The 16,791-nt window shown below is 68.6% G+C and carries 19 protein-coding genes; 6 read left to right on the forward strand and 13 right to left on the reverse strand.

The features are described 5' to 3' along the window. Positions 1 to 5 precede the first annotated feature (5 nt). Positions 6 to 800, forward strand: coding sequence for an ABC transporter substrate-binding protein (locus DWG18_RS03095; RefSeq protein ID WP_115648005.1), 795 nt, complete (start codon positions 6 to 8; stop codon positions 798 to 800). On the opposite strand, the gene DWG18_RS03100 is transcribed toward DWG18_RS03095, so the two are convergent. The 4 genes from DWG18_RS03100 to DWG18_RS03115 are packed head-to-tail and all read right to left on the reverse strand — an operon-like array spanning position 801 to position 3,278. Continuing rightward, on the reverse strand, positions 801 to 1,262 hold the full coding sequence (locus tag DWG18_RS03100) for a DUF4426 domain-containing protein (protein ID WP_115645312.1): 462 nt from the start codon (positions 1,260 to 1,262) through the stop codon (positions 801 to 803). Between the two features lie 9 nt (positions 1,263 to 1,271). Next, positions 1,272 to 2,099 (reverse strand): pyrroline-5-carboxylate reductase, encoded by an 828-nt coding sequence (proC, locus tag DWG18_RS03105; protein WP_115645314.1) that lies wholly within the window; start codon positions 2,097 to 2,099, stop codon positions 1,272 to 1,274. A 42-nt stretch (positions 2,100 to 2,141) separates the two neighbouring features. After that, positions 2,142 to 2,429: a hypothetical protein gene (locus DWG18_RS03110; RefSeq protein WP_115645316.1), complete on the reverse strand. Its 288-nt coding sequence runs from the start codon at positions 2,427 to 2,429 to the stop codon at positions 2,142 to 2,144. A gap of 3 nt (positions 2,430 to 2,432) precedes the next feature. Then, complete coding sequence (locus DWG18_RS03115; protein WP_240318587.1) at positions 2,433 to 3,278, reverse strand: YggS family pyridoxal phosphate-dependent enzyme; 846 nt, start codon at positions 3,276 to 3,278, stop codon at positions 2,433 to 2,435. Here DWG18_RS03115 and DWG18_RS03120 point away from each other — a divergent pair. The 5 genes from DWG18_RS03120 to DWG18_RS03140 all read left to right on the forward strand — a co-directional run bounded on the left by DWG18_RS03120 (position 3,244) and on the right by DWG18_RS03140 (position 7,641). Beyond that, positions 3,244 to 4,281: a type IV pilus twitching motility protein PilT gene (locus DWG18_RS03120; RefSeq protein ID WP_115645320.1), complete on the forward strand. Its 1,038-nt coding sequence runs from the start codon at positions 3,244 to 3,246 to the stop codon at positions 4,279 to 4,281. The two genes, DWG18_RS03115 and DWG18_RS03120, sit on opposite strands and share 35 nt — an antisense overlap. 130 nt (positions 4,282 to 4,411) lie before the next feature. Beyond that, positions 4,412 to 5,587 carry a PilT/PilU family type 4a pilus ATPase gene (locus DWG18_RS03125; protein ID WP_115648006.1) on the forward strand — a complete coding sequence of 392 codons (1,176 nt, stop codon included), beginning with the start codon at positions 4,412 to 4,414 and terminating at the stop codon, positions 5,585 to 5,587. 109 nt (positions 5,588 to 5,696) lie between these two features. Beyond that, a complete protein-coding gene (locus DWG18_RS03130; RefSeq protein WP_162823893.1) occupies positions 5,697 to 6,266 on the forward strand; it encodes a YqgE/AlgH family protein in 570 nt (189 codons plus the stop codon). Position 6,267: 1 nt separating this feature from the next. After that, positions 6,268 to 6,732: a Holliday junction resolvase RuvX gene (gene ruvX, locus DWG18_RS03135; RefSeq protein ID WP_115645324.1), complete on the forward strand. Its 465-nt coding sequence runs from the start codon at positions 6,268 to 6,270 to the stop codon at positions 6,730 to 6,732. 3 nt (positions 6,733 to 6,735) lie between these two features. Then, positions 6,736 to 7,641: an aspartate carbamoyltransferase catalytic subunit gene (locus DWG18_RS03140; RefSeq protein ID WP_115645326.1), complete on the forward strand. Its 906-nt coding sequence runs from the start codon at positions 6,736 to 6,738 to the stop codon at positions 7,639 to 7,641. An 18-nt stretch (positions 7,642 to 7,659) separates the two neighbouring features. Here the strand turns inward: DWG18_RS03140 and DWG18_RS03145 are convergent, their stop codons facing one another. From DWG18_RS03145 to DWG18_RS03185, 9 genes are all read right to left on the reverse strand, one after another. Further along, entirely contained in the window at positions 7,660 to 8,694 is a 1,035-nt protein-coding gene (locus DWG18_RS03145; protein ID WP_162823681.1) for an HDOD domain-containing protein, read from the reverse strand. A gap of 74 nt (positions 8,695 to 8,768) precedes the next feature. Further along, positions 8,769 to 10,130: a magnesium transporter gene (gene mgtE, locus DWG18_RS03150; RefSeq protein ID WP_115645330.1), complete on the reverse strand. Its 1,362-nt coding sequence runs from the start codon at positions 10,128 to 10,130 to the stop codon at positions 8,769 to 8,771. Between the two features lie 166 nt (positions 10,131 to 10,296). Continuing rightward, entirely contained in the window at positions 10,297 to 12,012 is a 1,716-nt protein-coding gene (gene ptsP, locus DWG18_RS03155; RefSeq protein ID WP_115645332.1) for a phosphoenolpyruvate--protein phosphotransferase, read from the reverse strand. A gap of 3 nt (positions 12,013 to 12,015) precedes the next feature. After that, entirely contained in the window at positions 12,016 to 12,285 is a 270-nt protein-coding gene (locus tag DWG18_RS03160; protein WP_115645334.1) for an HPr family phosphocarrier protein, read from the reverse strand. Positions 12,286 to 12,291: 6 nt separating this feature from the next. Beyond that, positions 12,292 to 12,684 (reverse strand): PTS fructose IIA subunit family protein, encoded by a 393-nt coding sequence (locus DWG18_RS03165; protein ID WP_115645336.1) that lies wholly within the window; start codon positions 12,682 to 12,684, stop codon positions 12,292 to 12,294. A 55-nt stretch (positions 12,685 to 12,739) separates the two neighbouring features. Beyond that, a complete protein-coding gene (gene rapZ, locus DWG18_RS03170) occupies positions 12,740 to 13,624 on the reverse strand; it encodes an RNase adapter RapZ (protein ID WP_115648007.1) in 885 nt (294 codons plus the stop codon). Continuing rightward, a complete protein-coding gene (gene hprK, locus DWG18_RS03175) occupies positions 13,618 to 14,568 on the reverse strand; it encodes an HPr(Ser) kinase/phosphatase (RefSeq protein WP_115645338.1) in 951 nt (316 codons plus the stop codon). The genes rapZ and hprK overlap by 7 nt, the downstream gene beginning before the upstream one ends. A gap of 335 nt (positions 14,569 to 14,903) precedes the next feature. After that, complete coding sequence (raiA, locus tag DWG18_RS03180) at positions 14,904 to 15,230, reverse strand: ribosome-associated translation inhibitor RaiA (RefSeq protein ID WP_115645340.1); 327 nt, start codon at positions 15,228 to 15,230, stop codon at positions 14,904 to 14,906. Positions 15,231 to 15,330: 100 nt separating this feature from the next. Then, complete coding sequence (locus DWG18_RS03185) at positions 15,331 to 16,755, reverse strand: RNA polymerase factor sigma-54 (protein WP_115648008.1); 1,425 nt, start codon at positions 16,753 to 16,755, stop codon at positions 15,331 to 15,333. Between the last annotated feature and the right edge of the window lie 36 nt (positions 16,756 to 16,791).

Below are 16,791 nucleotides of genomic sequence, written 5' to 3' on the forward strand. Positions count from 1 at the left end.
CGCGCATCGGCCCGCAGCGCATCGTCTGCCTCACCGAGGAGCCGACGGAGACGCTGTACGCGCTGGGCGAGGACGACCGCATCGTCGGCATCAGCGGCTTCACCGTGCGGCCGGCGAAGGCGCGCAAGGAAAAGCCGAAGGTCAGCGCATTCACCAGCGCGAAGATCGACGAGATCCTCAAGCTCGCGCCGGATTTCGTCATCGGCTTTTCCGACATCCAGGCCGACATCGCCGCGGAGCTGATCCGTCGTGGCGTCGAGGTGTGGATCAGCAACCATCGCAGCGTCGACGGCATCCTCGACTACATCCGTCGCCTCGGTGCATTGGTGGGTGTGCCCGACCGCGCAAACGCCTACGCGGACACGCTGGCGCGCGACCTCGACGCGATCCGCGCTGCAGGCCGTGCGCTGCCCGTGCGACCGAAGGTGTATTTCGAGGAATGGGACGAGCCGGTGATCACCGGCATCCGCTGGGTGGCGGAGCTCATCGACATCGCTGGCGGCGTCGAGCTGCTGCCGCTGCGGTCCCGCGAATCGCTGGCGAAGCACCGGATCATTGCCGACCACCGCGAAATCATCGACGCCGCGCCGGACATCATCATCGGCTCGTGGTGCGGCAAGAAGTTCCGACCGGACCGCGTGGTGGCGCGCGCCGGCTGGGAGAGCGTGCCCGCCGTCCGCGACGGTGAGCTGCACGAGATCAAATCACCGCTGATCCTTCAGCCGGGGCCGGCGGCGCTCACTGACGGCGTGCGCGAGATCGCGCGCATCGTGCACGCGTGGGCGGCGAAGCGCGCCTGATCAGCGGGGGAAGAAGTCGCGCGTGAACTGCAGGGTGGACGTCGCGCTGCCGTAGCGCACCCTCACCTCGAACTTCAGCGTTTCCGGCGGCGCGATATCGATCGTGCCGACGTGGTCGACGAGTCCTCCCACATTCACCTCTCGCAGTGCGATCGGCTGCGGCGCGCCGTTGGCCGGCGTGACGGTTGCACTGATATCCACCGGGGAGGGCGGCGCATCGCCGTTCGGATTGCGCGCGCTGACCAGCAGCATCGCGGTGCGATCGCTGCGTTCGAGCCCATATTCGCGCGCGATCGACGCATCCAGCATCGACGTCTGCACGACGCTCGCGTGCACGACGACGTCGCCGATGCGCACCTGCGCTTCTTGCGGCGCCGTGGTCGAGGTGGCGGCTACGGGCGCGGTGTCCTTGCTGCAGCCAGCGAGCAGGACGAGGGCGAGTACAGCGGCGATGCGACGCATGGCGACTCCTCAGTCGTTGGCGGCCGACAGTTCACGGCCGCGTTCGGTGGCGCGCGTGATGGCGCGATCGAGCAGCGTTTCGAAGCCGCCCGCCTGCAGGGTTTCGACCGCCGCCTGCGTGGTACCACCGGGCGACGTCACGCGGGCGCGCAGCACGTCGGGCGCTTCGCCGGCCTGCACCAGCATTGCGGCCGCGCCGGCGATGGTCTGGCGCACGAGCAGGTCGGCCGCGTCGGCCGGCAGGCCCTGGCGCTCCGCCGCGGCGCGCATGGCTTCGGCGAGCAGGAAGACGTAGGCGGGCCCACTGCCGGAGACGGCGGTGACGGCGTCCATCAGCGATTCGTCGGCGATCCACGTGGTGGGGCCACCGGTGCGCAGCAGCGTGGCGGCGGTGTCGCGTTGGGTGGCGGACACGGCGGGGGTGGCGAACAGTCCGGTCACGCCTTGGCCAATGAGCGACGGCGTGTTCGGCATCGCACGCACGATGGCGCGTCCGCCACCCAGCCAGCGGTCGAGCTGCGACGCGGTGATGCCTGCGGCGATGGAGATGACGAGCGGATTCGACGCGGCCGCCACCAGCGATTCGCAGACGCTGCGCATCACCTGCGGTTTGACCGCCAGCAGCCACGTCGATGCGCCGTCGACGGCGTCCACGGCATCGGCGAACACCTGCACGCCGAAGTCATGCGCCAAGGCGTCACGCAGTGCATCGACCGGCTCGGCGACGCGGATCGTGGACGCTGCGCGACCCTGCGCGACGAGGCCGCCGATCAGGCTGCGCGCCATGTTGCCGCCGCCGATGAAGGCGAGGGTGGACGTGTCGGGCGCGTGCGTCATCGGCGACTCCTTTCGTGGATGGCCGCAGGATAGCGGGGTTGTCTACTGCGCTTCACTCTGCAGCCGGCGGCGGTGCGCGCGTTCGCGCCAGAGCATCGTCAGTGCGATCGCGCCCAGCACGAGTGCGATCGACAGCATCGCGAACGCGACCATCAGCATGCGCACGCCGGCGCGGCAGGCGATGTCGAGCGCATCGAGTGCGCTCGGACCGCAGCGGTCGAAACCGATCGACGCGGTGGCGATCGACACGCCCAGCACGATCAGGCCGACGGCGCCGAACGCGATGGCGCTCCAGAACACGACGACGATGCGATGCAGTTTGTGCGTCATGGATCAGGCCCTGGAAGGACGCGCGCCGAACAGGGCGGAGCCGACGCGCACCATGGTCGCGCCTTCGGCGATCGCGATGGCGAAATCGTCGCTCATTCCCATCGACAGGGTATCGACCGACCCATGCGCCGCGTGCAGGGCGTCGAACAGGCGCTTGGCGGCGCGGAACGCAGGCCGACGCGCCTCGGGATCGGGATGCGGCGTCGGAATGATCATCAGCCCGCGCAGGGCGAGCTGCGGATGCGCGACCACGGCCGCGGCGAGCGCCGGGACGTCGTCGGGTCGGCAGCCGTGCTTGCTGGTCTCGTCGTCGATGTTCACCTGCAGCAGCACGTTCAGCGGTGGGCGATCGGCGGGGCGCTGGCGGGCGAGGGCGTCGACGATGGAGGGACGATCGACCGTCTGCACCCAGTCGAACAGCGCCGCGGCCTCGCGGGCCTTGTTGCTCTGCAGGTGGCCGATCAGATGCCACGCCTTGGGTCGGGGGAGGCCGGCGGCGTCCAGTTCCTGTCGCTTGCGCAGGGCTTCCTGGACGTAGTTCTCGCCGAAGTCCCGCTGACCCAATGCGGCCAGTTCCGCGATCGCAGTCGCAGGTTGCAGCTTCGATACGGCGACCAGCACGGGTGCGGGCTGGCCTGCCGCGGAAGCCGCGCTATAAAGGATCTCGGAGACCTCGCGGAGGGCGTCGGCGAGCACGTCGGTGACCTCGGAACCGGCCGTTGCCGGGGCGGAGCGGGGGCCTATACTGCCCCTCAGGGGGTCCGCGCGGCCACACCGCATGGATTCGGGGCTCGATCGCACCACGGGGACAAACATGGATATCGCCGAGCTTCTGGCGTTCTCGGTCAAGAACAAGGCGTCGGACCTTCATCTGTCGGCAGGCCTGCCGCCGATGATCCGCGTCGACGGCGACGTCCGTCGCATCAACATTCCGGCGCTCGAGCACAAGCAGGTGCACGCGCTGGTGTACGACATCATGTCGGACAAGCAGCGGCGCGATTACGAGGAATTCCTCGAGGTCGACTTCTCGTTCGAGATTCCGGGCCTGGCGCGCTTCCGCGTGAACGCGTTCAACCAGAACCGCGGCGCGGCGGCGGTCTTCCGAACGATTCCGTCGGAAGTGCTGACGCTCGAAGACCTGAACTGCCCGCCGATCTTCCGCGAGCTGATCCAGCAGCCGCAGGGCCTGATCCTCGTGACCGGCCCGACCGGTTCGGGCAAGTCGACCACGCTCGCCGCGATGCTCGACTTCATCAACAAGAACGAATATGCGCACCTGCTGTCGGTCGAAGACCCGATCGAGTTCGTGCACACCTCGCAGAAGTGCCTGATCAACCAGCGCGAGGTGCACCGCGACACGCACGGCTTCAACGAGGCCCTGCGTTCGGCGCTGCGTGAGGACCCGGACTACATCCTGGTCGGCGAGCTTCGCGACCTCGAGACCATCCGCCTGGCGCTGACCGCCGCGGAAACCGGCCACCTGGTGTTCGGCACGTTGCACACGAGCTCGGCCGCCAAGACCATCGACCGCATCATCGACGTGTTCCCGGCTGGCGAAAAGCCGATGGTCCCTTCGATGCTGTCGGAGTCGCTGCGCGCGGTGATCTCGCAGGCGCTGCTGAAGAAGGTCGGCGGCGGCCGTACGGCGGCCTGGGAAATCATGGTGGGCACACCCGCCATCCGTAACCTGATCCGCGAGGACAAGGTCGCGCAGATGTATTCGTCGATCCAGACGGGTCAGGCGGTCGGCATGATGACGCTCGACCAGCACCTGCAGGATCTGGTCAAGCGCGGCCTGATCCTGAAGCCGCAGGCGCGCGAGTACGCCAAGGACAAGCGCCTGTTCGAGTGACGGCGACGGCCCGCCTCCGGGCGGGCACCGCGGGCGCGGGCCACCGCGCGCCCCCGGGGGAAGCATCGATGCGGTGGCCGGTCGCCGATGCGGCTGCCCCGAGAAGTCCCCCGGAGAGTCAACGATGAGCATGTCCCCCGACACCCCGCTGTCGCCCGCAGCACCTGCCGCGCCCGGCGGTTCGATCGACTTCTCGTCGTATCTGAAGCTGATGGCGCAGCACCGCGCCTCGGACCTGTTCATCACGGCCGGCATGCCGCCGTCGATCAAGGTCCACGGCAAGATTTCGCCGATCACCCAGAACCCGCTCACGCCGCAGCAGGCCCGTGACCTGGTGCTGTCGGTGATGAGCCCGGCGCAGCGCGAAGAGTTCGAAAAGACGCATGAGTGCAACTTCGCGATCGGCGTGGCCAACGTCGGCCGCTTCCGCGTGAGCTGCTTCTTCCAGCGTAACCAGGTCGGCATGGTGCTGCGCCGGATCGAGAGCAAGATCCCGACGGTCGAGGAACTCGCGCTGCCGCCGATCATCAAGACGCTCGCGATGACCAAGCGCGGCATCATCATGTTCGTCGGCGCGACCGGTACGGGTAAGTCGACGTCGCTCGCCGCGATGATCGGCTACCGCAACAAGAATTCGACCGGCCACATCATCACGATCGAGGATCCGATCGAATTCGTGCACAAGCACGAGGGCTGCATCATCACGCAGCGCGAAGTCGGCATCGATACCGATTCGTGGGAAGCCGCGCTGAAGAACACGTTGCGCCAGGCGCCCGACGTGATCATGATCGGCGAGGTGCGTACCCGCGAAGGCATGGACCACGCGATCGCGTTCGCCGAAACCGGCCACCTCGTGCTCTGCACGCTGCATGCGAACAACGCCAACCAGGCGATGGACCGCATCATCAACTTCTTCCCGGAAGATCGCCGCAACCAGCTGCTGATGGACCTGTCGCTCAACCTCAAGGGCGTGGTGGCGCAGCAGCTGATCCCGACGCCGGACGGCAAGGGCCGTCGCGTCGCAATGGAAATCCTGCTGGGCACGCCGCTGGTGCAGGACTACATCCGCGACGGCGAGATCCACAAGATCAAGGAAGTGATGAAGGAGTCGACCAACCTGGGCATGAAGACCTTCGACCAGGCATTGTTCGAGCTCTACCAGGCCGGCGAGATCTCCTACGAGGACGCGCTGCGTTACGCCGACTCGCAGAACGAGGTGCGCCTGCGCATCAAGCTGGCCCAGGGCGGCGACGCCCGCACGCTGGCCGCGGGCCTCGGCGACGTGGGTGTGGCCGACGTTCGCTGAACCGGGCTTTGGTCACGAATGCGAGGGCGCCTACGGGCGCCTTCGTCGTTTCCGGCGGCCGCGGCGCTTCCATTACCGCGGCGAACCCGGGCAATATGGCTCCATGTCATTGCCCGACAGCCCGACGCCTCTCGCGAGCCAGCTGCTGATCGCATTGCCGTCGCTCGCCGAGTCCGGCTTCTCGAAGAGCGTCGCGCTGATCTGCCAGCACGACGAGGACGGCGCGCTCGGGATCGTGGTGAACCGGCCCTCCGAGTACACCGTCGGCGAAGTGTTGAGCCAGATGGGCCTCGACGGTGGCAGCGAAACGTTGCGTGCGCAGATCGTGCTCAACGGCGGACCGGTGCATCGCGAACGCGGTTTCGTCATCCACGACGGTGGCACGCGTTGGGATTCCACGCTCGCCATCGGCGATGATCTTTACCTCACCACCTCACGAGAGATTCTCGAAGCCATGGCCAATGGAAACGGCCCCGACCATGCGGTCATCGCGCTCGGATGCGCGGGCTGGGGCGCAGGACAACTCGAACAGGAGCTCGTGGCCGACAACAGCTGGCTGACCGCACCGGTCGACGCTGCGCTGCTGTTCGACACGCCACTCGAAGAGCGCTGGCGCGCGGCAGCGGGACGCATCGGCGTCGACCTGTCGCGCCTGGCCGACTACGCGGGGCACGCCTGACATGACGGCGGCGACGACGGTCCTCGGTTTCGACGTCGGCGCACGCAGGATCGGTGTCGCCGTGGGCAGCGCATTCGGTACGGGCGCGCGCCCGGTCGCCGTGGTCGATGTGCACGCGAGTGGCCCCGATTGGCCGGCGATCGACCGGCTCGTGCGCGAGTGGCGCCCCGACGCGTTCGTCGTCGGCGACCCGATGACGCTCGAGGGCGGCGACCAACCCATCCGCAAGCGCGCGCATGCATTCGCACGCGAGCTCGGCCGCAAGTTCGGCAAGCCGGTCATGCTGGTCGACGAGCGTTCCTCGTCGGTCGAAGCCGCGCAGCGGTTCGCCGGCGAGCGCGCGCAGGGCGGCAAGCGCCGTCGCGATGCGCAGATCCTCGACGCCGTGGCGGCTGCGATCATCGTCGAGCGCTGGTTGCACGCGCCCGCCGATGCGGTCGAACTCGAAGCCACCCTCACCGGATAAGTCATGCATCACCTGCTCACGCTCGACGGCCTGCCCCGCGCCACCGTCGTCGGGCTGCTCGACCGCGCGCAGCACTTCGCCGATACGCCAGGTGATTCGCACGCGTTGCGCGGCGTCGCGGTCTGCACGCTGTTCTTCGAGCCGTCGACGCGCACCCGCATGAGCTTCCAGCTGGCCGCGCAGCGTCTCGGCGCACATGTGCTGAACTTCGACGTATCGACATCGTCCGCACGCAAGGGCGAAACGGCGCTGGACACCATGCGCAACCTCGAAGCGATGGGCGTGCGCGGTTTCATCGTGCGCCATCACGACGACGGTGCGGTGGCGCGTCTGGCCGAGGCCGCACGCCATGACACCGCCCTGCTCAATGCCGGCGACGGCCGCAGCAACCATCCGACGCAGGGCCTGCTCGACATGCTGACGCTGCGTCAGGCCAAGGGCGATGATTTTTCGTCGATGCGCATCGCCATCGTCGGCGACGTCAAGCATTCGCGGGTTGCGCGCTCGGATCTGCACGCTCTGCGCGCGCTCGGTGCGGGTGACATCCGCGTTTGCGGTCCCGCGTCGCTGCTGCCCGACGACGACACGCTCGCCGACTGCAACGTCACCCAGGACGTCGATGCCGCGATCGACGGCGCGGACGCGGTGATGACGCTGCGCCTGCAGCGCGAACGCATGGAAGACGGCTTGGTCGATTCGCTCGAGGATTATCACCGCCACTACGGCATCACGGCCGAGCGCCTGCGTCGCGCGGCGCCCGATGCGGTGGTGATGCATCCGGGCCCGATCAATCGCGGCGTCGAGATCACCGACGAGGTCGCGGACGGCCCCCGCTCGTTGATCCTGCGCCAGGTCGCGAACGGGGTGGCGGTGCGAATGGCGGTGCTGGAGCGCCTGCTGGCCGGTTGAGTCGCCGCGTCGCGTGCGTCAGGCGGCGACGGGTTCCGACGTCACGGGAATCGACGCGAGCAGGCGTCGGTCCTGCGCGCGCTCGTCGAGGTTCTCCGACGTCGCGAGGCGCGGCGCATCACCCGTGTCATGCAGCGCGTGCAGCATCGAAAGCCGATCCGCGCGCGCAAGCACGCGCGCGAGCGCGCCGGCGTCGTCGCCATTGCGCGGCATGGCCTGCAGCGCGTTGCGGAGTGTTTCGTCGAGGCGCCAGTGCGCTGCCGCGCGCGTGGACAGCTCGGAGGCGAGCGCAAGGAATCGCGTGCCGAAATTGATGTCCGCCGCCGCTTGGGCCATCAGCGGGCGCGGCATCATGCGCATCAGCGCGGCCGTGCCCGTCGACGCGATCACCGACGCCAGCTGCACTTCGCCCGCATCGCAGACGCCGCGCGCGAGCGTGCCGCACAGCCACGTACGCGTCTCCGACTGTGCCGCCAGGCGCGCGCCGGCGTGCGCCGCCTGATGCGACGGATCGGCCTGCAGGATCGGACGCATGACCGTCGTCAGCACCACGTAGCGCAGCCCGTCGCTGCCGATCGTATTGACCGCCTGCGGCAAGTTGCCGACGGCCGCACCGCGGCGGTAATGCGCGCTGTTGGCGACGCGCACGACATCGCCGGCGAGGGTGGGATCGCGCGCAAGCAGGGCAGCGATCGCATTGGCATCGACGTCATCGCGACGCAGCACCGCGAGCAGCTGCGGCACCAGCGCGGGAAGGCGGGGCAGGCGGGCGACATCGAGCCGCTGCGTCTGCGCGTCGAGGCGGTCGAGGATGTCATCGGCGAGACCGTCGACGGCCGGCTCGTCGGGCGCGGTGCCGAGCAAGTGGCGCACGAACAGGTCGGCGAGTTCCTGCGGGCTCACGAGGGTGGCGGCGACGTCCGCATCCGGCATCGCTTCGGCTCCGACCGGCAACGCCTCTTCGACCGCGGCGGCCACGTCCTCATCGGACGCGGCGGCGGTCAGCGCAGGCGCAGGGCGGCCCTGAAGGCGCCGCAGCAGTCGGTTGAGCATCCCTGATCCCCTTCGATCGGCCGGTCCGTCGACGCAGTCCGGGCTTCCGGACATGGTAACGGCCCGCGGAGCCTTCACTTGAGCAGGAACAGTGTCGCCAGTCCGAGGAACGAGAAGAAGCCCATCACGTCGGTGACCGTCGTCAGGAAGATGCTGCTGGCCAGCGCGGGGTCGAAGCCGAGGCGACGGATCGTCAGCGGAATCAGCACGCCCGCGACCGCCGCCGCGATCTGATTGATGAGCAGCGCGGCCGCGATGACCGCGGTGAGGCCCACATCGTGGAAGCGCAGCTGCACGACGACCGCGAGGATCAGCCCGAGCCCGAGCCCGGTCAGCAACGCGACCTTGCACTCCTTCCACAGCAGCGCGAGGTAGTTGGAGAAGCCGACCTGTCCGAGCGCGAGCCCGCGCACCATCAGCGCTAGCACCTGCGTGCCCGCGTTGCCGCCCATGCCGGCGACGATCGGCATCAGCACGGCAAGGGCGACGAGCTCGCTGATCGTGTGTTCGAACTGGCTCACGACGAACGAGGCGAGGAACGCGGTGCCGAGGTTGATCGTCAGCCACAGGAGGCGACGGCGCGTCGCGCGCGGTACCGGGCTGAACAGGTCTTCGTCTTCGTCGAGACCTGCGGCCGACAGCGCCTGGTGCTCCGCCTGCTCGCGGATGATGTCGACCACGTCGTCGATGGTGATGCGGCCGAGCAGGATGTTGTTCTCGTCGACGACGGGTGCGCTCACCCAGTCGTAGTCGGAGAACTTGCGCGCGACCTCGTTTGCGGTCTCGCCGACGCGGATCGCGGGCTGCTCGTCGTCGACCAGGCGGTTGATCGGCGTCGCCGGATCCTGCGTCAGCAGCGCGGCGATCGCGATGCGGCCGAGGTACTGGTGGCGGCGGCTGACCACGTACAGGTGGTCGGTATGCTCCGGCAGCTCGCCGCGCAGGCGCAGGTAGCGCAGCACGACCTCGATGGTGGTGTCGGTGCGGACCGTCACCACGTCGGGGTTCATCAGGCGTCCGGCAGTGTCCTCCGGGTACGACAGCACCTGCTCGAGGCGCTCGCGGTTCTCGCGGTCCATCGACAGCAGCACCTGCTCGATCACCGCGTCCGGCAGGTCCTCGACGAGGTCGGCAAGGTCGTCGATGTCGAGGTCCTCGACCGCGGCGACGATTTCGTCCGGATCCATGTCCGCGAGCAGGCCCTCGCGCACCTCGTCGCCGACGTGCACGAGCACCTCGCCGTCGTCATCGGCGTCGACCAGTCCCCAGACCACCGAACGCTTGGCCGGCGGCAGGGACTCGAGCAGGTTGCCGATCTCGGCGGGCGAGAGCGTGTTGACCAGGCGACGCACCGGCCCGAGGCGCCCGCTGTCGAGCGCGTCGGACAGCAGCCTGAGCTGCCGCGCGGTGTTCTCGTGGCGGACGGATTCGGCCATGCGCGGATTCCGGCGGGGACCCGGGGGTCCGTGGGCGAGTCGCACCCGCCGGCGTTGAACGCCGCGATATGCGACCGAGGTCAGAGGTTCATGCGCGCATTATCGCCGCGGGTTTGCGCGATCGACAATCACCGCGTCGATCCGGCCTCCGGCGAAGCCATCGCGTTCAGGCCGCGCTCGCGAGCCAGCGCTCGATGGCGTCGCGATCGCGCGCGCGCAACAGGGCCGGCAGGCGCGACTGCAGATGCGCGTAGTCGCAGTCGCGGATGCGTTGGCGTACTTCGAGCATGGTGCCCGGATGCAGGCTGAAATCGGTCAGCCCGAGCGCGAGCAGGAGCGGCGCGTAGTCGGGCGCGGCGGCCATTTCCCCGCAGACCGCGATCGGACGTCCGTGACGCTGCGCGAGGCGAATGGTGTCGCGCAGCACGCGGATCACCGCGGGATGCAGCGGCGTGTAGAGCCGGCCGAGGCCTTCGTGGTTGCGATCGACCGCCAGCAGGTACTGCACGAGGTCGTTCGTGCCGACGGAGAGGAAGTCGACGTCGTTGATGAAGGCCGGCAGCGCAAGCGCCGCGGCCGGCACTTCGATCATCACGCCCAGCGGTACTTCCTCGCCCAGCACCGCCCCTTCCGCGCGCAGCTGCGCGGCGACCCGATCGAGTTCGGCGCGCACTAAGCGCACTTCTTCGGCGGAAGTCACCATCGGCACGAGCAGGCGGATGCGGCCGTAGGCCGATGCGCGCAGCAGTGCGCGCAGCTGGGTCTCGAACAGGCCCCGCCGCGCGAGCGACAGCCGAACGCCACGCAGGCCCAGCGCGGGATTCTGTTCGTCGCGCAGCGTGAGACCCGTGCGATCGGTCTTGTCGGCGCCGACATCGAGCGTGCGGATGGTGACCGGCCGACCGCTCATGCCCATCACGACATCGCGGTAGGCGCGGAACTGCTCGTCCTCGTCCGGCAGGGCATTGCGCTGGAGGAACAGGAACTCGGTGCGATAGAGGCCGATGCCGGCCGCGCCGAGCGAATGCGCCTCGGCGACGTCTTCCTGCGATTCGGCGTTCGCGAACAGGCGGATGTCGACGCCGTCGCGCGTGCACGTCGGTTCGCGACGCAGGCGTGCGAGCGCGCGCTTTTCGCGTACATGACCTTCCTCCCGCTCGCGATGGGCGCGCAGGTCGTCGGCGTCGGGCTCCACGACGACGAGCCCCGTTCCACCGTCGACGATGAGTGCATCGCCGTCGTTGATGTGATCCATCGCGCCGCTGCAGTCGACCACCAGCGGCATGTGCAGGCTGCGCGCGAGGATGGCCGTGTGACCGAGCGGACTGCCGCTGGTGGTGACCAGCCCGATCACGCCCTGCGCCTGCAGCTGCGCCATCTCGGCGGGTGCCACGCTTTCGGCGACCAGGATTTCGCCCGCGAAACCCTGCAGCTCGCAGTCGCGGCGATGCAACGCCGCGTGCACGCGACCGATCACCTGATCGATGTCCTCGACGCGGCTCCTGAAGTACGGGTCGTCCATCGCCTCGAACACCGCGGCGAGGCGGTCACGCTGCAGGCGCAGCGCGTAGTCGGCGCTGTAGTGGCGGTCGCGCACGAGTTCGTCGAGGCCGTGCAGAAGCTCGGGGTCGTCGAGCATCAGCGTGTGCAGGTCGAGGAACTCACCGACCTCCTGCGCCAGCGCGCCATGCAGGCGCGCGCGCAGGGCGTGCAATTCGTCGCGCACCGCGCCGATGGCGCGGTGCAGACGCGCGAGTTCGGCATCCGCGACGTCCGGTGCAATGTGCTGCTCGGCGACCTGCAGCGCGTGCGGAAGGCGCACACGTGCGCGGCCGAGCACGGCTCCGCGCGACGCGCCCTGGCCGGTCATCGCCTGGCGCATGGGTCAGCTGTCCTCGTCGAAACGACGTTCGAACAGCGCCTGCACGGCGTCGCACGCGGCCTGTTCGTCCTCGCCTTCGACGCGCAGCTTCACGGCGGTGCCCTGGCCGGCGGCGAGCAGCATCACGCCCATGATGCTCTTGGCATTCACTTCGCGGCCCTTCGCCATGAGCGTGCAGGCGCTGCGGTACTGCGACAGCGTCTGCACGAGCTTGGCGGTGGCGCGCGCATGCAGGCCGAGGCGGTTGGAAACGGTGAGGTCGCGTTCGATCATCGGAATTCAGGCGTCGTCGAGCTGCACGCCGTTGCGTCCACCGGCGACGGCCACGGCGGGCAGGGCGTCGAGGTCGAGCTCGGCGTAGTTCAGCACGCGCAGGAGCATGGGAAGGTTGAGAGCGGACACGCGACGGATCGGCGTGCCCAGGCGTGCGAGTCGCGAGGCGACGTTCGCGGGCGTTGCGCCGAAGACGTCGGTGAGCACCAGCACGCCGTCGCCGCTGTCCGCGCGTCGCAAGGCCGCGCTCGCGGACGGCAGCGCGACGTCGGGATCGGCGTCGAAGGCGACTTCAAAGACCTCCACGCGCAGCGGCAGCGGCGTGAGCAGCCGCTCCGCCACGCTGCGAAGCGCGCTACCGATGCCTTCGTGAGTGACGAGGAGGATGCCGACGGCCATGGCTCGACGTTAGCAGAGCCGCATGACCGTCCGGAAGCGGCCGTTGGGACACTGCCTAGTCGAGCTCGCGATGATGCACGGCAACGTCCGGCCAGCCGTTCGCGCGCGCGTGCTCGGCCATGCGTTCGGCGAGGAACACCGAGCGATGGCGACCGCCGGAGCAGCCGAATGCGATGGTCGCGTAGCTGCGCGTGCTGTCGGACTGCAGGCGCGGCAACCACGCGTCGAGGAAGGCGCTGATCTGCGAATAGAAGGCTTCGACGTCGGGCTGCGCGAGCAGGTAGTCGCGCACGTCGGCATCGCGCCCCGACAGCGGCCGCAGTGACGGAATCCAGTGCGGGTTCGGCAGCGCGCGCGCGTCGAACACGAAATCCGCATCGGCCGGCACGCCGCGGCGGTAGGCGAACGATTCGAACAGCAGCGACATGCCGGCTTCCGCGCCCAGGCCGAATTCCGTCGTCACGTGGCGACGCAGCTGGTGCACGTTCATCTCGCTGGTGTCGACGATCGCATCGGCGAGCTGGCGCAGCGGACGCAGCACCTGCCGTTCCAGTGCGATCGCATCCGGCAGCGACAGCCCGAGCCGGCTCAGCGGATGACGACGGCGCGTGTCGGCATAGCGCTTGAGCAGCACGGGATCGACGGCGTCGAAGAACACCAGGCGCGGATCGAAGCCGAGACCGCCGACGGCGGCCAGCGCTTCCGGCACCTTGTCGAGTTCGTCGTGGCGATTGCGGACATCGATACCCACGGCGAGCTTGGCGGGACCGCCATCCTCGCCGCCGGTGATTTCCGCGACGAGTTGCGGCAGCAGCATCGCGGGCAGGTTGTCGACGCAGTAGAAGCCGAGGTCTTCGAACGTGTTGAGTGCGACCGTCTTGCCGGAGCCCGACATGCCGCTGACGAGTACCAGCGTGGCCAGGGACGGCGCGCTCACGATTCGCCCCGCTCGAGGAAGTGGCTGTGTCGCGCCATGAATGCAGCAGCGGGGTCCACGCCCTTTGCCCGCAGGATGTGCGTGCGCGTGGCGGCTTCGGTGAGCACGGCCAGGTTGCGACCGGCGATGACGGGCAGGGTGATCATGGGGACGTCGAGATCCAGTACGCGGCGAGCGCCGAGATCGCCGGTGATGCGTTCGAGCCCACCGGGTTCCGGGTGCAGCGACGGCTGGGTCAGGTGCACGATCAGGCGCAGGTACTTGTTCCGCTTGACCGCGGTGTCGCCGAACATCTGGCGGATGTTGAGTACACCGAGGCCGCGGACTTCGAGCATGTCCTGCAGCAGCTCGGGGCATGCGCCGTCGAGCACGTCGGGCGCGATCTGCGTGAATTCGGGCGCGTCGTCGGCAACCAGGCGGTGCCCGCGCGTGACGAGTTCCAGCGCGAGTTCGCTCTTGCCTGCGCCGGATTCACCGGTGATCAGCACGCCGATCGAATAGATCTCCATGAACACGCCATGCAGCGTCACCCGCGGCGCAAGTTTGCGCGCAAGGTGGTACTGCAGGTGGTTCAGCAGTTCATGACCGCGTCGCGGCGACACCCACAGCGGCGTATCGCTTTCTTCCGCGGCGATGCGCAGGTCTTCCGGGCATGGCTGGTTCTTGCTGATGACCAGCGCCAGCGGGCGGACCTGGATGATCTTTTCGATCGTTTCCCAGCGTGCGCGCGAGTCAAGCGCATCGAGCCACGACAGCTCCTCGGTGCCGAGGATCTGCACGCGGTTGGGATAGATGATGTTGAGGTAGCCGGCGAGGGACGGCCGGCGCGCGACGGTGTCGACCGATTCCAGGACGCGGTCGTCGCCACGCCGCCCGGCCAGCCAGCGCAGGCCGAGACGCTCGAGCTGCTGGTCGTACAGCTCGCGGGCACTGATGCGGGCATTCATGCGTGAGGTCCGGGCGGTCGGTCGAGGTCGAGGCCGTCGAGGCCCGCGCAGTGTGTCGCGGAAGTGCGTGGCGGAGAAGAGGCAGCCGGGATGACTCGGCGCGATCGCCTTGGGACCGGCCCATGGACTCGTCGGCGGGCGCGGCGGGCGGCGACCCGCGCAGATTGGTGTGACGGATTGGTCCGGGGTCGCTGGGGGCAGCGGACGAAAAACTGCGGCCAAAGCCGCTTGGGCGATGTCCCGCGAAGTTTCGCTGGCTCCTTCAACGAAAACGCCCGACCACGCGAAGGCGGTCGGGCGCTGGACGGCAAGCCCTCGGAAGGGCGGCCGATGGATCAGGCGTACTCGGCGCTGCGCGTGAGGCTCTCGCCGCGGTGGTGGTCGCTGCGGCGCTCCTTGTACTTCAGCAGTCCGCGGTCGAGCTTGTCGGCCAGGTTGTCGATGGCGGCGTACATGTCGACACCCTCGGCGACTGCATGGAAACTGCGGCCCGGCATCACGACGGTGGCTTCCGCACATTGCCGGGTCTTCTCGACAAGGAGGATGGTCCGAACGTCGAAGGGTTGGTCGAAATGTCGACCCAGCCGGCTGAACCGGGTGGCGACGTACTCCCGCAGCGCGGGGGTGACGTCGATGTTCTGACCGTGGACTTCGATACGCATGGGCATCTCCAGACTGTCGGCAGAGGCGGCCCCATGGCCGCAGCCCCAGCATGGCACTTTCCCGGGCCAGCAATACGACGTTCGTCAAATATTGCGTCGCTCAGCTGATGCGAACGCGATCCTGCGACGAGGGGATACTCATGGCTTCACGGTACTTGGCGACCGTACGGCGGGCCACCGGCACGCCGGCGCTCTGCAGCGTCTCCGCCAACCGGGCGTCGGACAGCGGCTTGCGCGGGTTCTCGGCCGAGATCAGCTGACGGATCATCGCCTGCACCGCGGCGCTCGAGGTTTCCTCGGCCGTGCCATTGCCGACGCTCGATGCGAAGAACGCACGCAGCGGCAACGTGCCGCGCGGCGTGCGCGCGTACTTGCGTGCGATCGCGCGCGACACCGTCGACTCGTGCAGGCCGAGCTCGGCAGCGACTTCGCGCAGCGTGAGCGGGCGGAGCGCGCCGTCGCCCGATTCGAGGAAGGCCGACTGCCGCTGCACGAGGCAGGTCGCAACGCGGAGCAGTGTTTCGCCGCGCGCTTCGACATTGCGCAGGAGCCAGCGCGCCTCCTGCAGCTGGCCACGCAGATAGGCGGCGTCGCTCGACGACGTGCGCGTGATCAGCGCTTCATAGCTGCGATTGATGCGCAGGCGCGGACGACTGTGGTCGGCCAGCGCGACGCGCCACATACCGTGCTGCCGCCAGATCACGACATCCGGCGTGACGTAGCTTTCCGGCGCGACCTCGCCGAGTTGCGCGCCCGGGCGGGGATCGAGCGAGAGCAGCAACGCTACGGCACATTCGACTTCGTCGATCGGTTCGTTCAGCTCCTGCGCGAGTCCGGCAGCACCGAGGCGCGGCAGGCGTTCGAGGTGCTCCTCGGCAATGCGCATCGCGATCGCGCGGCCTGGTGTCTCTTCATCGAGTGCGCCCAGCTGCACGCACAACGCCTCGGACACCGAACGCGCACCGACGCCGATCGGATCGAAGTGTTGCACCACGTGCAGCACCGTAAGCACATCTTCGATGCGCACCGGCGGGTCGATCGTCGTCGCGATCGTGTCCAGCGGCTCGCGAAGGTAACCATCGTCGGAAATCGCGTCGATGATCGCCGCGCCGATCTGGCGATCGCGCGGGGACAGGCTGCTCAGGTGCAGCTGCCAGAAGAGGTGGTCGTGCAGCGTTTCGCGATCGGCCACCTGTTCGGCGAGCGATCCGCTGTCGCCGTCGCCCCCGCGACTGCCGCCGTTGCCGTCGGTCCAGCTGTCGAGTTCGGCATCGCTCCAGCTCTCGACCGCCGACGCATCGATCTCGACTTCCACCGCATCGCGGTCGGTGTCACCGTTCGCCGTCTCGGGAGTCGTGATGACCTCGCCGCCTTCGTCCCACTCGAGTAGCGGATTGGTTTCCACCGCCTCGGTGAGCTCCGCATCCAGCTCGATGGACGACAGCTGCAGCAGGCGGATCGCCTGCCGCAGTTGCGGCGTCATCACCAGCTGTTGGCCGAGCGTGGCCTGAAGTCGCGGTTTCATCGACATGCAAGGTACACGGCGTTTCCATCGCGCGTC

It is taken from the genome of Lysobacter sp. TY2-98, from assembly GCF_003367355.1.
Lineage (GTDB): Bacteria > Pseudomonadota > Gammaproteobacteria > Xanthomonadales > Xanthomonadaceae > Cognatilysobacter.

Coding starts and splice junctions, on each gene's coding strand:
- DWG18_RS03100 (WP_115645312.1), bottom strand. CDS start 1,262: ATGCGTCGCATCGCCGCTGTACTCGCCCTCGTCCTGCTCGCTGGCTGC.
- proC (WP_115645314.1), bottom strand. CDS start 2,099: ATGACGCACGCGCCCGACACGTCCACCCTCGCCTTCATCGGCGGCGGC.
- DWG18_RS03110 (WP_115645316.1), bottom strand. CDS start 2,429: ATGACGCACAAACTGCATCGCATCGTCGTCGTGTTCTGGAGCGCCATC.
- DWG18_RS03120 (WP_115645320.1), top strand. CDS start 3,244: ATGGATATCGCCGAGCTTCTGGCGTTCTCGGTCAAGAACAAGGCGTCG.
- DWG18_RS03125 (WP_115648006.1), top strand. CDS start 4,412: ATGTCCCCCGACACCCCGCTGTCGCCCGCAGCACCTGCCGCGCCCGGC.
- ruvX (WP_115645324.1), top strand. CDS start 6,268: ATGACGGCGGCGACGACGGTCCTCGGTTTCGACGTCGGCGCACGCAGG.
- DWG18_RS03140 (WP_115645326.1), top strand. CDS start 6,736: ATGCATCACCTGCTCACGCTCGACGGCCTGCCCCGCGCCACCGTCGTC.
- DWG18_RS03145 (WP_162823681.1), bottom strand. CDS start 8,694: ATGCTCAACCGACTGCTGCGGCGCCTTCAGGGCCGCCCTGCGCCTGCG.
- mgtE (WP_115645330.1), bottom strand. CDS start 10,130: ATGGCCGAATCCGTCCGCCACGAGAACACCGCGCGGCAGCTCAGGCTG.
- ptsP (WP_115645332.1), bottom strand. CDS start 12,012: ATGCGCCAGGCGATGACCGGCCAGGGCGCGTCGCGCGGAGCCGTGCTC.
- DWG18_RS03160 (WP_115645334.1), bottom strand. CDS start 12,285: ATGATCGAACGCGACCTCACCGTTTCCAACCGCCTCGGCCTGCATGCG.
- DWG18_RS03165 (WP_115645336.1), bottom strand. CDS start 12,684: ATGGCCGTCGGCATCCTCCTCGTCACTCACGAAGGCATCGGTAGCGCG.
- hprK (WP_115645338.1), bottom strand. CDS start 14,568: ATGAATGCCCGCATCAGTGCCCGCGAGCTGTACGACCAGCAGCTCGAG.
- raiA (WP_115645340.1), bottom strand. CDS start 15,230: ATGCGTATCGAAGTCCACGGTCAGAACATCGACGTCACCCCCGCGCTG.
- DWG18_RS03185 (WP_115648008.1), bottom strand. CDS start 16,755: ATGAAACCGCGACTTCAGGCCACGCTCGGCCAACAGCTGGTGATGACG.